At 70.0% G+C, this 14,253-nt stretch carries 16 protein-coding genes; 6 read left to right on the forward strand and 10 right to left on the reverse strand.

From position 1 onward, the window contains the following. Window positions 1-1,059: 1,059 nt before the first annotated feature. The 4 genes from ACEQX1_RS16190 to ACEQX1_RS16205 form a co-directional block, all read right to left on the reverse strand. Window positions 1,060-1,545 (reverse strand): DoxX family protein, encoded by a 486-nt coding sequence (locus ACEQX1_RS16190; protein WP_370195391.1) that lies wholly within the window; start codon window positions 1,543-1,545, stop codon window positions 1,060-1,062. After that, window positions 1,538-2,332: a putative DNA-binding domain-containing protein gene (locus ACEQX1_RS16195; protein WP_370197081.1), complete on the reverse strand. Its 795-nt coding sequence runs from the start codon at window positions 2,330-2,332 to the stop codon at window positions 1,538-1,540. The genes ACEQX1_RS16190 and ACEQX1_RS16195 overlap by 8 nt, the downstream gene beginning before the upstream one ends. Continuing rightward, complete coding sequence (locus ACEQX1_RS16200; protein WP_370195389.1) at window positions 2,329-3,231, reverse strand: DUF692 family multinuclear iron-containing protein; 903 nt, start codon at window positions 3,229-3,231, stop codon at window positions 2,329-2,331. The genes ACEQX1_RS16195 and ACEQX1_RS16200 overlap by 4 nt, the downstream gene beginning before the upstream one ends. Window positions 3,232-3,304: 73 nt before the next feature. After that, window positions 3,305-3,601: a DUF2282 domain-containing protein gene (locus ACEQX1_RS16205; RefSeq protein ID WP_024348792.1), complete on the reverse strand. Its 297-nt coding sequence runs from the start codon at window positions 3,599-3,601 to the stop codon at window positions 3,305-3,307. Between the two features lie 188 nt (window positions 3,602-3,789). Here ACEQX1_RS16205 and ACEQX1_RS16210 point away from each other — a divergent pair, with 188 nt between their 5' ends. From ACEQX1_RS16210 to ACEQX1_RS16220, 3 genes are all read left to right on the forward strand, one after another. After that, window positions 3,790-4,344, forward strand: coding sequence for a sigma-70 family RNA polymerase sigma factor (locus ACEQX1_RS16210; RefSeq protein ID WP_228238971.1), 555 nt, complete (start codon window positions 3,790-3,792; stop codon window positions 4,342-4,344). Window positions 4,345-4,348: 4 nt separating this feature from the next. Then, entirely contained in the window at window positions 4,349-4,984 is a 636-nt protein-coding gene (locus ACEQX1_RS16215; protein ID WP_370195388.1) for an NrsF family protein, read from the forward strand. 133 nt (window positions 4,985-5,117) lie between these two features. After that, the gene (locus tag ACEQX1_RS16220; protein ID WP_370195387.1) at window positions 5,118-6,113 is read left to right on the forward strand and encodes a threo-3-hydroxy-L-aspartate ammonia-lyase; all 996 of its coding nucleotides are present in this window, start codon (window positions 5,118-5,120) and stop codon (window positions 6,111-6,113) included. Between the two features lie 56 nt (window positions 6,114-6,169). On the opposite strand, the gene ACEQX1_RS16225 is transcribed toward ACEQX1_RS16220, so the two are convergent. After that, window positions 6,170-6,829, reverse strand: a complete 660-nt coding sequence (locus ACEQX1_RS16225) for a protein-L-isoaspartate(D-aspartate) O-methyltransferase (protein ID WP_370197083.1) — start codon at window positions 6,827-6,829, stop codon at window positions 6,170-6,172. Window positions 6,830-6,899: 70 nt separating this feature from the next. Next, window positions 6,900-7,829: an NADP-dependent oxidoreductase gene (locus ACEQX1_RS16230; protein WP_370197086.1), complete on the reverse strand. Its 930-nt coding sequence runs from the start codon at window positions 7,827-7,829 to the stop codon at window positions 6,900-6,902. A gap of 207 nt (window positions 7,830-8,036) precedes the next feature. Between ACEQX1_RS16230 and ACEQX1_RS16235 the strand changes: the two genes are divergently transcribed. Further along, the gene (locus ACEQX1_RS16235; RefSeq protein ID WP_370192595.1) at window positions 8,037-8,825 is read left to right on the forward strand and encodes an HpcH/HpaI aldolase/citrate lyase family protein; all 789 of its coding nucleotides are present in this window, start codon (window positions 8,037-8,039) and stop codon (window positions 8,823-8,825) included. Between the two features lie 79 nt (window positions 8,826-8,904). Here the strand turns inward: ACEQX1_RS16235 and ACEQX1_RS16240 are convergent, their stop codons facing one another. Then, a complete protein-coding gene (locus ACEQX1_RS16240; RefSeq protein WP_370192593.1) occupies window positions 8,905-10,020 on the reverse strand; it encodes a helix-turn-helix transcriptional regulator in 1,116 nt (371 codons plus the stop codon). Window positions 10,021-10,111: 91 nt separating this feature from the next. Then, entirely contained in the window at window positions 10,112-10,510 is a 399-nt protein-coding gene (locus ACEQX1_RS16245; protein ID WP_370192591.1) for a hypothetical protein, read from the reverse strand. A gap of 478 nt (window positions 10,511-10,988) precedes the next feature. On the opposite strand from ACEQX1_RS16245, the gene ACEQX1_RS16250 reads away from it, so the two are divergent. Together ACEQX1_RS16250 and ACEQX1_RS16255 are read left to right on the forward strand one after the other, a co-directional pair. Next, window positions 10,989-11,297 (forward strand): hypothetical protein, encoded by a 309-nt coding sequence (locus ACEQX1_RS16250; RefSeq protein WP_370192590.1) that lies wholly within the window; start codon window positions 10,989-10,991, stop codon window positions 11,295-11,297. After that, window positions 11,294-12,145 carry a TIGR01459 family HAD-type hydrolase gene (locus ACEQX1_RS16255; RefSeq protein ID WP_370192589.1) on the forward strand — a complete coding sequence of 284 codons (852 nt, stop codon included), beginning with the start codon at window positions 11,294-11,296 and terminating at the stop codon, window positions 12,143-12,145. Before ACEQX1_RS16250 ends, ACEQX1_RS16255 begins: the two co-directional genes overlap by 4 nt. A gap of 43 nt (window positions 12,146-12,188) precedes the next feature. On the opposite strand, the gene ACEQX1_RS16260 is transcribed toward ACEQX1_RS16255, so the two are convergent. Next, the gene (locus ACEQX1_RS16260; protein ID WP_370192587.1) at window positions 12,189-12,863 is read right to left on the reverse strand and encodes a class II aldolase/adducin family protein; all 675 of its coding nucleotides are present in this window, start codon (window positions 12,861-12,863) and stop codon (window positions 12,189-12,191) included. Window positions 12,864-12,950: 87 nt separating this feature from the next. Beyond that, a complete protein-coding gene (locus ACEQX1_RS16265) occupies window positions 12,951-13,844 on the reverse strand; it encodes a sugar-binding transcriptional regulator (protein ID WP_370192601.1) in 894 nt (297 codons plus the stop codon). Between the last annotated feature and the right edge of the window lie 409 nt (window positions 13,845-14,253).

The raw sequence follows: 14,253 nt of genomic DNA on the forward strand, positions 1-14,253 counted from the left end.
GCTCCGACCCGAGGACCCATGCCAAGCCGCCCCAACCGCCGCCACGCAACTGAACGCCCCTCCTCCCCCAAAACGACAGCGGCACCGCAGAGGAATGGGTCCTCGGGTCAAGCCCGAGGATGACGGCGTAGGTGTTTGCGCCTCAGATGGAGAGGCCAACGACGGCTCCAGCGCTGGTGGGCGACAGGCTTGCGCCGCCCCGCCCGTTAGCAAGCCCACGGCATCGCCTCATGCGTCGCCCCCGGGCAGGACAACGACATCGACCGCCACCCCAGCATCGGCGTCACCCCTGCCGTCCGCAAAAAATCGCACCCCACATCCCCACCGGCGTCATCCTCGGGCTCCGACCCGAGGACCCATGCCAAGCCATCCAAACCGCCGCCACGCCGCAGACCGCGCCCTTCCGCCCCCGAAACGACAGCGGCACCGCAGAGGAATGGGTCCTCGGGTCAAGCCCGAGGATGACGGCGCTGGTGTTTGCGCCTCAGATGGAGAGGCCAACGGCGGCTCTCGCGCTGGTGAGCGTCAGCGCTTGCGCCGCCCCGCTCGCGAGCTAGCCCACGGCATCACCCCATGCGTCGCCCCCAGCACGAGAGCGCCATCGACCGCCGCCGCAGCATCGCGTCACCCCCGCCGCCCGCAGAAAACGCACTCCACTCCCCACTCGGCGTCATCCTCGGGCTCCGACCCGAGGACCCATGCCAAGCCATCCCAACCGCCGCCACGCCGCAGAACGCGCCCCCTCCCCCGAAGCGACACCGGCGCCGCAGAGGAATGGGTCCTCGGGTCAAGCCCGAGGATGACGGCGTTGATGGAAAGGCGCCGCACAAACCATAACGTCAGCCTTGCACAAGCTTCGAGGCGTAGCCATCTGTGTGTGGTGCAACGCGTCCCTGACTTGTCAGGTCGATGCGCCCAGGGTCTTCTGCTCTTCGTCCGACCACGGATGTACTGGCGAGTCGAAGAGTGAGGCCCGCACATTGTCTCTCGCAGACAACGCGGAGCCGCCGGGCGATGTCCCTGGCGGCTTTTTCGTGTCTGGAGCCCTGATGTGCCGCCCTAGACGGACGGCATCCCCCGCGGCCGGGCGCGGGCCGCGTCGCCGAAAAGCAGCGTGTCCAGCGCCAGCCGGCCACCGCCGAAACACATCAGCGTCAGCGCCATCGCCGCCCAGGGCAGATGGAAATTCGCCCAGCCCTCCGGCACGGTGATCTGGATCACCGCGGTCATCGCCAGGAGCGCGAGCGCGGCAAAGCGCGTACCCAGCCCCACCACCAGCAGGATCGGCAGCACGATCTCGGCGATCCCCGCCAGATGCGCGCTCAGGATCGGCGCCGGATAGGCGTATTCGGCGCCCAGGATGTGAAGCTTGAATTCCTGCGTGAACAGATAGCGCGCGCCGCCCGACAGCTGCAGGAAGCCGTCCCACTTGGTCAGGCCCGATTTGTAGAACGGCACCGCCAGCGCAACCCGCAGGGCGAGCAGCGGCAGGGCCGCCGGAACCGCTCCCAGCGCCGCCTCGGCACGGATCAGTACGTCACGCATTCTCTGTCTCCCTGTCGCGAAAGCCGGTCACGGCGCCCAGATCGATGAGCGCGATCAGCGCATCGCCGAAGGCGAAGGTCTGGTCCGCGTCGACAGCCGCCCCGGCCGCCTCCGCCAGGCTGGCCCCATTGATCAGCGCCGCCACGAAGGGCACGTCGCAGGGCGGCAGGATGGTCGAGCGCAATTCCGCATCCGGCCGCGTCACCAGCACCGCCTCGCCGTCCCAGCGCTCGACCGGACGCACCGGCTGCTGCTGATGGTGCGACCAGATCGTGCCGACGGGGAAAGGTGATCCGACCAGCCGCACGGCCGGATGCAGCGCCAGCGTCGTGGCATCGAGCCGCGACGGGTCGAGCCCGGCAAGGCCCGTCCGGTCCAGCGCCTCGGCTTCCGCCGCGTGATAGGCCTGCGTCAACGCGACCTCGAGCCGGGCGACATCGGCGAGATAGGGCAGTCCCTCCGCCGGCGCGAAACCGGCGACGAAGTCCGCAAATCCATGGCCGTATTCGAGCATCACCGGCGAGGCAGGCTTCTCGGCGGCGACATAGGCGCGCGCCATGATCTGGAAGAAGGCATCGCCGACCAGTTGCCGGACCACCGGAAACGCCTTTTCCAGCGCGCCGACCAGCCCGACATGGACATTGTTGCGATAGACCGCGAAGCGGCGGGCGTCGCGCATGCCGCGATGCGTCGTCAGCCCCACCGGCATCTCTGCCTCCGCCGCGGTCAGGGCGGCGATGAAATCCTGCGCGCCCAGCGTCGGCGCGGTGCCGGCCGCGGCGCTCATGCTGCCGAGCGGACGCGGCGGTCCGCCGGCCGTGCGTCGGCCAGGGCCTCCTCCACCCGCGCGACCTCGTCCATCAGCGCCGCGAAGGGCGGCACGTCATTGTCCCATTCCACCAGCGTCGGCAGCGGGCCGCTCTTTCGCAAAGTGTGGCGGTAGAGCGCGAAGACGTCGGGCAGCACCGGCGCGTTGTGCGCGTCGATCAGCAGCCGCTCGCCGGCCTCGTCCACCGTCTCGTCATAGCCGGCGAGATGGATCTCCCCGACCCGCTCGAGCGGAAACCGGTCGATATAGGCAAACGGGTCGAGGCCGTGATTGACCGCCGACACCATGACGTTGTTGACGTCCAGCAGCAGGCCGCAGCCGGTGCGCTCGGAGATCGCCGTCAGGAAGTCGATCTCGTCGATGCTGGATTCGGCGAACAGGAGATAGGTCGAGGGGTTCTCCAGCAGCATGCGCACGCCGAGCGTCTCCTGCGTCTCGGCCACATGCGCGACCACCCGCTCCAGCGTCGCCGGCGTATAGGGCAGCGGCAGGAGGTCGTTGAAGAACGCGCTCTCATGGGTGGACCAGGCCAGGTGCTCGGAAAAGCTCGCCGGCCGGTAGCGCTCGATCAGCGCTTTCAGCCGCGCCAGATGCGCCCGGTCGAGGGCGCCCTCGCCGCCGATCGACAGGCCGACACCGTGCAGCGACAACGGGTAGCGGGCGGTGATCGCCGTCAGGTAGCGGTGCGGCGGACCGCCGGCGCCCATGTAGTTCTCGGCATGGACCTCGAAAAAGCCGACCGCCGGGTCAGTTTCCAGGATCTCGCCGGCATGTTCGAGCTTCAGGCCCAGCCCGGCGGCAGCGGGCAAGGGCGATGTGTCCGCCATCGATACGGCGGTCTTGCGATGTGACGACATGGATGCAGCCTCCCGGAAGCCAGCGTCGGGGGAAGGCCCGGCTTGCCAGCCGGGCCTTCCGGTCAGGGCCGTGTCAGCTCGGCACGTCGCGGGTCAGCGGCTCGGTCGAGCCCATGCGGTCGCCCGGCACGTCCATGGTTTCGCAGGTTCCGGCCGGCACCGCCTTCCAGGCATTGCCCTGGTAGTCGACGCTGGACGTGCCGGCGCAGGTCGTGCCCGGGCCGGCGGCGCAGTCGTTCTGGCCGGCCAGCGCGACGCCGTAGCACTTCACCGTATCCTTGCTGTCCTGCGCCGAAGCCGGCAGCGCCGAGGCGGTCAGGGCGGCGGCAAGCGAGCCCGCTAGTGCGAGATTGAGAGAGCGACGGTCCATGGAATCCTCCTTCGAGACCTTTGATCGGGCGACACCGTTGCCGGTCCCGCCTCCCTGTCTTCGCCCTCGCTGCCCGGTTCGTTACGCCGTTTCGACCATCACCATCATGTGAACCGCGTCGCGCCCTGCCGGCGGAAAAATTCGCCATGCTGCGAAACATCCAAGGCACTGCGCGCGAAGGACCAGACATGAAGCCTGCCTCGCCCGTCCGGCCCGGACGACTGGAATCCCTCTTGATGGCGGCCAACGCCGGCGACGACGGCGCCTATCGTGATTTCCTGCAGGAGGTCGCGGGCCTTCTGCGCGGCTTTGCCCGCGCCAGGGCGCCGGTGCATGCCGGCGGCTTCGATCCGGAGGATCTGGTCCAGGAGATCTTGATGGCGGTGCATCTGAAACGACATACGTGGCGCGAAGGCGAGCCCGTGAAGCCATGGCTCTTCGCCATCGCCCGCCACAAGGCGATCGACGCCTATCGCCGCGAGGGCCGGCGCATCAATCTCGACATTGCCGACTTCACCGACACGCTGGACGATCCCGCCACCATGCCCAACGCCAAGGCCCACGACATCTCCCGCGCGCTCCTGTCGCTCGCCGGCCGCCAGCGGGAGGTCGTCGCCTCCCTGTCCGTCCATGGCCATTCCATCACCGAGACCGCCAGCCGGCTCGGCGTCACCGAGGGCGCCGTGCGGGTCGCCTTCCATCGGGGCCTCGCCGCGATCGCCGCCAGATTCGGACGGACCTGACGCCATGCAGACCGACACCCTCATCGACACGCTGGTCGCCGACCGCCAGCGCACCGCGCCCGAGACAGGCCCGTCCTGGCTGCTGCTCGCCCTCGTTGCCGCGGCGCTCGCTGGCCTCGTCTTCTTCACCGCCATCGGCGTCCGGCCGGATTTCGCCGGCGCGCTGCAGACCATCCGCTTCGACTTCAAATTCGTCGTCACCGGACTGCTTGCCGTCACCGCCATCGTCACGATGCGGGCCTTCTCGCATCCCGGCGAGCCGCTGCGTCGGCTGTGGTGGCTGGCGCTGCCCGCCGGGGTCATGCTCGCCGCCGTCCTCGCCGAGCTGATCGCCCTGCCGTCGGACACATGGATGGCCTATCTCGTCGGCTCCAACGCGCTGATGTGCCTGACCGCCATCCCCTCCATGGGTGCCCCGGCGCTGATTGTCTTCCTGTGGGCCCTGCGCCGGCAGGCGCCGACCCGGCCGGCCTTGGCCGGCGGGCTTGCCGGCCTCGCAGCGGCCGCCGTCGCCGCGATCTTCTATGCGGCGCAATGCACCGACGATTCGCCGCTCTTCGTCGCCGTCTGGTATCCGCTGGCCGCCTCGGCGCTGGTCGCGGCCGGCGCCCTTCTGGGCTGGCGGCTCCTGCGCTGGTAGCGCCGTCGGGCGTGGCGACACCCACGCCTCGCAGCCTCGGGGCGGCGCCCCTTTACATCGCCCCATCGCTCACGTTGAACACGGCGCATGGGCGCGGGGGTGCAGCCGCGCCGTTCCAGATGAGGCGCCTTCGATGACCGCAATCGCAAACGCCGGATCGTCTTCCGGCACCCGGCTTCCGACCTTCGCCGATGTCGCCGCCGCGCGCGCGCGCATCGCCGGCATCGCCCACCGCACGCCGGTGCTGACCTCGCGCTTTGCCGACGCGCGGACGGGCGCGACGCTCCACTTCAAATGCGAGAACCTGCAGCGCGCCGGCGCCTTCAAGTTCCGCGGCGCCTGCAACGCCATCGCCGCCCTGCCCGAGGACGCGCGCCGGCGCGGCGTCATGGCCTATTCCTCCGGCAACCACGCCCAGGCGATCGCGCTGGCCAGCCGCATCGAGAACGTGCCGGCGACAATCCTGATGCCGGCCGACGCCCCGGCCATGAAGGTCGCGGCCACCCGCGGCTACGGTGCCGACGTCATCACCTACGACCGTTACAGCGAGGACCGCGAGGCGCTGGCCAACACCGTCGCGACGGATCGCGGCCTGACGCTGATCCCGCCCTACGACCATCGCGACATCATCGCCGGTCAGGGCACCGCGGCCGCCGAACTCTTCGCCGAGACCGGGCCGCTCGACATCCTGCTGGTCTGCCTTGGCGGCGGCGGCCTTCTCGCCGGATCGGCGCTGGCCGCAAGCGAACTGTCGCCCGGCTGCCGCGTCATCGGCGTCGAGCCGGAAGCCGGCGATGACGGCCGCCAGTCCTTGGCCAAGGGCGAGGTCGTGCGCATCGCCGTGCCGCGCTCCATCGCCGACGGCGCGCTGACCACCCATCTCGGCGACCTCACCTTTCCGATCATCCGCGACCGGGTGGATTCCATCGTCACCGTGCCCGACGCGGCGCTGGTCGACGCCATGCGCTTCTTCGCCGAGCGCATGAAGATGGTGGTCGAGCCGACCGGCTGCCTGGCCGCCGCCGCCGCCTTTACCGGCGCGGTGCCCTGCGAAGGCCAGCGTGTCGGCATCATCGTCAGCGGCGGCAATGTCGACGTGGCGAGCTACGCCCGCTTCCTCGCGGACTAGGCGCCTCGTCCCGCCGAAACCGGAGCCGCACCTGCCGGCGGCGCCTCACCGCGCCGTCAGCCGCCAGTGCCGCCCGCGTCCGGCCAGCCTTCGCGGCCGATCAGCGGCACGAAGGCGACCATCTCGAGCACGGTCTCGTCGAATTCCGTGGCCGAGCGCCGGGTGATCCGGCGCAGTTCCTGGCCCTGCCGCGTCCGGCCGACCGGGATCACCAGCCGCCCGCCGATCGCCAGTTGCGCGCGCAGCGCCTCGGGAACCGCCGGCGCGGCCGCGGCCACCAGGATCGCGTCGAAGGGAGTGGCGCTCTCCAGCCCTTGCGTGCCATCGCCGATGGTCACCGCCACATCGTAGCCGAGCGCCTGCAGCCGCGCGCGCGCCGCCTCGCCCAGCGCCGCATCGCGCTCGATCGAGACGATGGTCGCCCCCATCTCGGCCGCGACCGCGGCGGCATAGCCCGAGCCGGTGCCGACATCGAGCACCCGGTCCCCCGGCGCGACCGCCGCCGCTTCCAGCATCCGCGCGACGATATAGGGCTGCGAGATCGTCTGCCCGCCGCCGATGGACAGCGGCCCGTCCATATAGGCGGACGACGCCAGCGCCGCCGGCACGAAGGCCTCGCGCGGCACCCGTCCCATGGCGTCGAGCACGCGGCGGTCCGAGATGCCGTGGCGGACGAGCTGATCCTCCACCATCCGGCGGCGCAGTTCCTCGCTCATCGGCTCTCTCCCTGGTTTGCGGTCGCCCTCGCGCAGCGCTCTCGTTACTCTCTGCCCTGCTGCCGCCTGCTTACGACACCGGGCTGAGCACGATCTTGCCGCGCACATGGCCGGTCTCGATCCGCTCATGCGCCGCCGGCAGATCCGCGAACGCCATGGTCGCGATCTCCGGCGGCCGCACCGCGCCCGAGGCGACGAGGTCGAGGATCCGCGTCAGATGCGCCCGGTCGCGCCCGACATGCGGCCGCACGATCCGGATGGTCTCGGGCATCGCCATGTCGGCTGGCCCCGGCGCGATATGCACCAGCAGGCCGCCGGGCTTCAGCACCTTCAGCGAGCGACGATGCACCTCGCCGCCGATCGTGTCGAACACCACGTCGCAATCGGCCACCGCCTCCTCGAAGGACGTGGCAGTGTAGTCGATGACGCTGTCGGCGCCGAGATCGCGCAGATAGTCGTGATTGCGCGCGCTGGCCGTCACGAACACCTCCGCGCCGACATGCCGGGCATATTGCACGGCGAAGCTGCCGACGCCGCCGGCCCCGCCATGGATCAGGATGCGCTGGCCGCGTGCGAGCTGCGCTACGTCCTCCAGCGCCACCAGCGCCGTCAGGCCGGTCAGCGCCAGCGCCGCGGCCTCGACATGCGACAGCGCCTTCGGCTTGCGGGCGACGAGCCCGGCCGAAAGCGCGACCTTGCCGGCGCAGGCGCCCTCGTGGCCGCGGTCGAGCACCCCGAACACCGCATCCCCCACCGCGACATCGGTCACGCCTTCGCCCAGCTTGGCGACCGTGCCGGAAAAATCCCGGCCGAGCGTCAGCGGAAAGCGGATGGCATCCGCCCCCGGCGAGCGGCCGGCCCGCAGCTTGGCATCGGCCGGATTGACGCTCGCCGCCGCGACTGTGACCAATACCTCGCCCGGCCCCGGTGCCGGATCGGGCACCTCGCGCAGCATCAGGCTGTTCGCCGGTCCGAATTCATCGATCTGCCAGGCCTGCATGGCCGCCTCCCCTCCATTGCGCCGATGTGGCGACGTGCCGAAACTGGCGGGCGCGCCACCGTCCCGCAAGCGGCACCGCCTCCTCGGGCTCGCGCCGCGTCGCCCCTTATGGTCCTCCGCTTAGGAGAAAAGAACCGGCGAGACGCTTTCGTCCCGCAACTTTCCCGCCTATCACTTCATCAGGCATCCTGACGGATTGGAAGACCCATGGCGCATCCCGTGACCGCTCGCGAGAACCGGCTGAAGACCCGCGTGGCGGCGGGCGAGAAATCCTTCGGCGTCTGGCTGCAAAGCGCCAATGCGACCACGGCCGAGATCGTCGGGCTCGTCGGCTTCGACTTCGTCATCATCGATCAGGAGCACGGCACCGGCGACATCCAGTCGGCGATCGACATGATGCGCGCACTCAACGGCACGCCGACCACCGCCATCATCCGCGTGCCGGCCGCCGATCCCGCCTATCTGAAGCGCATCGTCGATGCCGGTGCCGAGGCCGTGCTGGTGCCCATGGTCAATTCCGCCGCAGAGGCCAAGAGCGTCGTCGACGCCTGCCTCTACACGCCCTTCGGCCAGCGCGGCAACGCCGCTGCCGTCGTGCGCGGCTCGCGCTACGGTCTGGTGCCGGATTATGTCGCCACCGCCCATGAGCAGCTGATGGTCATCCCCCAGATCGAGACCGTCGAGGCCGTCGCCAATGCCGAGGCGATCGCTTCGGTGCCCGGTGTCGACATGGTGTTCATCGGCCCCGCCGACCTGTCTGGCAGCGCCGGCATGCCCGACCAGACCGGTGCGCCCGAGGTCGAGCGGCTGATCGCGGAGGCAGAAGCCGCCGTGCGCCGCGCCGGCAAGCCGCTGGCCACCGTCCCGCGCCAGGGCCGCAGCTGGCAGCAGCTTCTCGGCGAGGGCTACGCCGCCGTCGCCTCCGGCAGCGACATCGCCTGGCTGCGCGATGCCGCCCTTGCCCAGGCCAGGGAGTGGCACGATTTCGCCGGCTGATCGGCGCTCGGCCGGCTGACCCTGCCGCGCGCAGCCGGGCCGGCTTCCCCAGCCCCCGCCTCCACGGCGGCGACAGGCATCAATCCGCGTCGGCCGTGCCGGCCGCGGTCGGGTCCGGCCCGGGAACATGCAGCCCGGCCAGCAGGCTGACGAGCTCGGCCTGCCGGGACAGGCCGGTCTTCATGAACACCGCCTTCAGCTGCGAGCGGACGGTCTCCGGCGAATTGCCGGAGATCCCGGCCAGCGTCTGGATGGTGCCGCCCCTGGCGATGCCGCGCGCGACGCGGGATTCGGCGGGCGTCAGGTCGAATAGCCCTTCGATGATGTCCGCCGACGGCACCTCGCGGCTCGTCACCGGCGTGATCAGCAGAACCGCCGAGGCCGAGAAGAAGATGTCACGCGCCGCCAGCCGCACCGGCACCAGATGGGCGATCATCGGCGGATGCCCTTCGCGCGCCGCCAGCGGGATCGAGCGCATCGACCTCGCCCGGCCTTCCGACAGGACGTCTGCCAGCAGCGCATCGGCGCCTGGATCGCTGAAGGCGACGCGCTTGCTGCCGTCGCGGATCACGTCGGGGATCAGCGCCTCGAACAGCCGGTTCGCCGCGGCGATGCGGTGCGACAGCGACAGCACCGCCCCCGGCAGGCCGACGAGGCCGAGCATTTCCGTCGCCGCATGCGCCCGCTCCAGCTCCAGCCGCCCGGACAGGACGGCCGCCCGCGCCAGATGCGGCCGCAGCGCGTCGAGCTTGTCCACGGCGGCACGGTCGAACGGGCCGTCGTCATAGCGGCGCTCGAAAGTGTAGAGCAGCTTGTCGCCGGTCGGCACCTTCACGCCCGTCCCGGCACACCAGCCAAAGCCACGGGGCCACAGGAACTCGGTGTAGATCGGCTGGGTCGCGAGTTCGGCCTGCGTCATCACGTCGAATTCGGTGATGAACCCCGGATGGGTGGACGCCAGCCCGTGCGGCGTTCGTGTATCCAGTTCGGGCCGGCCCAGTGCGGCGAAGTCGGCGAGCAGGTCGGACATCATCTTCGAACCGACCCAGCGCATGCCGTCCGGATGCAGGTCGAGCAGCGCGCCGCCGCAGCTTCCCACCTCTTCGGCGACGTCGTGGAGAATGGCCGGCCAGAACTCGCCGACGAAGGCAGCCTCGTAGATCCTGTCGACAAGGTCCGTCTCGCCGCGTGGCATGCTCCGCTCCGTCCGATGGCTCACAAGCCATCAGACGCTACGAATTACATCCTCTGCGTGCAAGCGGGATGCATCGCCTGCATGTCTCGCCTCACGCATGCCCCTCGCGCTCGACGACCCGCAGCACGTAGTCGCCAAGAAAATCCGGCGTCTCCGGATCGTAGCGGACAGTCGCGATATACGGGTACTCGTCGGCGAAGGTCCCGAGGTCACCGCTGGCCGAGAACAGCAGCGTCGGGATCCGCCGGCGCTTGAGCACCGCGAGAACCATCGGCAGATAGCGGCAGCGGGCATCGACACCGACCACGGCCACGTCGTAGTGGCGGCGCAGAAGATAGCCGAGCTTCGCCGGCAGGCTGATGCAATCGGCCAGGATCTCCCGGCCGAGGAGGACGTCCTCGATAAACGCGGCCACCAGCGGGTCGTCGACCAGCACCAGCGCCTCCAGACCGGAAACCCTGCCACCGAAACTGCCGGCCCCGTCCATCATCGCCCGATACCTGCCATCCGGTGCACGCACCGCGTCCCTTCGAGGACGGGAGTGCGCCGACGCTTTCCTGCGGAGCTGCGGCTCGAAACGGTGGCACCCGCGACAGCCTGATGCATGATCGTGCCCTTCGGTGCGCGGGCACTGGCCCGCATTTTGCCCATGGTCCCGCCGACCGCCCGTCTCCGCATCCCCCGTTTGAGGGATACGCCCGGCAAACCGGCCGCATCGGCCCCTCACGCCCCGAGAGAACCGGGCGCGGGCGACGATTCGGCCGGGTTTCGGCACCTCATATACAGAAACCTGCCGTAGCGTCATTTGACAGGCGCATCAGAAGGTGAAAGTTTTTACGCGTGCTGAAAAGAGCCGCACAGGCCGGACCGCCACATGGGGAGCGAAACATGATCGCCACGGCTGCGCCGCCTTGTTTGACCACCGCTCCGTCCCTCCGGACGCCGGGTGCCGCCCTGCCGATCCGCCATTGCATCGACCGCACAGCCCCGACGCCATCCCGCAGCCATGCCTGACACCGCGCCCGGCGGAGGATACGATTTTCCTGCAGGGGCTCCCCGAAGGCATCGCGCGGATCGAGACGATGGGGTATCGCAAGCTCGACGCACGCGGCGCCCCACCGCTCCGCAGTGTCCGCACGGTGGGCGGCGGCGCCGTCAACACGGCCTGGAGGGAGATCCGCCGGGCCATGCTGGGCGTGCCCTTTCTGCCGGCGCGGGCATTGGATGCGGCGGCGGGCACGGCGCGTCTCGCCCTCGGCAGGAACGCCCTCCCATGACCGGTCACGCCATGCAGTTCGACAGACTTCGCGACATCGCCGCGCGCTACGATGCCTTCTTCCTCGACCAGTTCGGCGTCGTCCATGACGGCACCGCGGCCTATCCCGGCGCGCCCGAGGCGGTCGCGGCGCTGGCCGGTCTCGGCAAGCCGGTGCTGTTCGTCACCAATTCCGGCCGGCCGGCGGCCTTCAACGAGGACCGCCTCGCCCGTCTCGGCATCGCGCGCAGCCTCTATCTCGCCTGCGTCACCTCCGGCGACGTCGCCATCGGTCTGTGCGAGGACGGCACCATCCCGCTGCCGCGGGACCGCGAGATCCGCTGCCTGACCCTGTCGAGCCCCGGCGACACCAATCTGTCCGACCGGCTCGGCTGCCGCCCCGTCGAGACGGCCGCGGAGGCCGACCTGGTCGTCATCGCCGGCAGCCAGGCCGACCGCATCGCCATGGCCGATTACGAGGACCGCATGCGCCCCGCCGCCAGCCGCGGCGTGCCCTGCATCTGCACCAATCCCGACCGCGAGATGCTGACGCCGCAAGGCCTCGTGCCGGCCGCCGGGGCGATCGCCGACCTCTACGCGGCGCTCGGCGGCGAAGTGACCTTCGTCGGCAAGCCCTATGGCGAGATCTATGCCGCGGCCCATGCGCTGATCGCCGACATCCCGCCGTCGCGCATTCTCTGCGTCGGCGACAGCATCGACCACGACATGGCCGGCGCGGCGTCCTTCGGGGCAGCCAAGGCATTGGTGCGCACCGGCATCCTCGGCGGAGCCCACGATGAGACGGTCGCCGCCCGGATCGCGGAGGAAGGCGTCACCGTCGACCACCATCTCGCCAGCCTGCAATGGTGAGCCGGCGATAGCCGCGCCCCGCATCGCGGCGAGACGCCGCGTCTCAGCCGGCGATGGCGTCGCGCGATTGCAGGCCGTAGCTGCCGAACCCCTCCAGCACCTCGGCGATCTCGGCATCGCTCAGGATCACCGGACCACCCGGCAGCAGCAGGCTGTGGTGATATTGCCGGGCCAGCGTCTCCAGCTCGACCATCCGCCACATCGCCTTGGCGAGATCGCTGCCGATGGTGATGGCGCCGTGATTGGCGAGCAAACAGCCCGTCCGCCCGTCCAGCGCCGCCAGCGCTTCGCGGGACAGCGCTTCCGTGCCGTAGCGCGCATAGCCCGAGCATTTCACGTCGGTGCCGCCGAACACGGCGACCATGTAGTGGCAGGCGGGGATCGCACGGCGGGTCATCGCCAGCGTCGTGGCGAAGATCGGATGGGCGTGGACGACGGCGCCCGCATCCGGCCGCGCGCGCAGGATGTCGCGGTGAAAGCGCCATTCGGTCGACGGCTTCAGCGGCCCCGACCAGTCCGAGCCATCGCCTTCCAGCGGCACCGAGACGATCATCTCCGGCGTCAGCGCCTCGTAGGGCGTCGCGCTCGGCGTCAGCAGCATCGCATCGCCGTGGCGGGCCGAGATGTTGCCCGACGTGCCCTGATTGATCCCGTTGCGGTTCATCTCCAGGCACAGATCGATGATCCGCTGCCGCACCGCCCGTTCGCTGTCGCGCATTGCCCCCTCCTCTCGATTGTCGTTGCCAGCCGGTACCGGAACCGGGCCCATGCTCCCGCCCCGGCACCGCCCCGCGCTGACCGTCCCTCACCCGGCGGCGTTCTCCGCCAGGATCGCCCGGGCCGTCACCTCGTCGGTCACCAGCCCGTCCAGGAATTCGCTGCGCAGCAGCGCCAGGATCGGCGACACCTTGTCGGCCCCGCCGGCCAGCGCCACGACCCGCGAGGCCCGCAGATGGTCCAGCGTCGGCGACAGCGCCCGGGCGCTGACGGCTTCCGCCACCGGCTGCCCCGCCGCGTTGAAATAATGTCCGAGCAATTCGCCGACGGCCTTGCCCGCGCGGATCTCGCCGATCTCGTCCGAACCCACCAGGCTGGCTGTGAACAGGAACGCGTCTTCGGTCACGTCGCCGATGCCGGCAAAGACCAGCGGCGCCGAGCAGGCGAGGTCGAAGACTTCGCCGACGCCCGGCTGGCCCAGCAGCACCGCCTTGTCCTCGGCGGTGTTGGCGAAGGTCGGCAGCGGGATCTGGAACGCCTCCGCGCCGGTCTTTTCCGCCAGCCGGTGGATCACGTCGTAGGGATTGGCGGCAAAGCGCCGGGTGAAACCGCCGAGCACCGAGACGAAGCGCGTGCGCCCGGTCGCCACCGCCGGCATGGCGTCGACGGCCGCCGCCAGGGTGCGGCCATGGCCGACGCCGATCAGCGCGTGTTCGCCGCGCTCGATCTCGTTCTTCAGGAAGTTCGCGCCGGCGATCCCCAGCACCCGCAAAGGCAGCGCCGTCTCCTCGCCGAGATCCGGCGCCACGCTGCAGAATTCGAGCCCGAAGCGCTGGCGGATCGTCTCCTCCAGCTTGAGGCATTCGGCGACTTCCGCATCGACGAAGACCCGCACCAGCCCGTCGCGATTGGCGCGGGCGATCAGCCGATGCGCCTTGATGCTGGTGACGCCGAGCCGCTTGGCGATCTGGCCCTGGGTCATCCCGCCGGAAAAATACAGCCAGGCGGCCCGCGCCGCGAGACCGGCCTCCCCGTATTCGTCATGGCGATGTGGCGCCTCGTTCGGCACGGCAATCTCCCGGTTCCGCGGACATCGCCGCACGCCATTTCACCGATCGCGCAGCGTCGCGGGAGCTATCCACCGCCGCCGCACGCACGGCAAGCCTCGCCCCCGGCGCCTGCCGCCGACTGCGCAGAATCCTAGAGGCGCGCCCACAGAATTGCAAAATATTGCGTCATGCGCATAGATTTTCATGCCGCTGCGAAAACCGAGGCAGTTCCCGGCATACGAGGCGTTCATGGCCTTTACTGCCTTGAACTCGCCTTCCGCGAGCGCGAGACCGCCGATCGCCAGGTCGTGGCGGCTCTCACCGAATCCGTCGCCCACTGGG

This window comes from Aurantimonas sp. (assembly GCF_964217435.1).
Classification (GTDB): Bacteria; Pseudomonadota; Alphaproteobacteria; order Rhizobiales; family Rhizobiaceae; genus Aurantimonas; species Aurantimonas coralicida.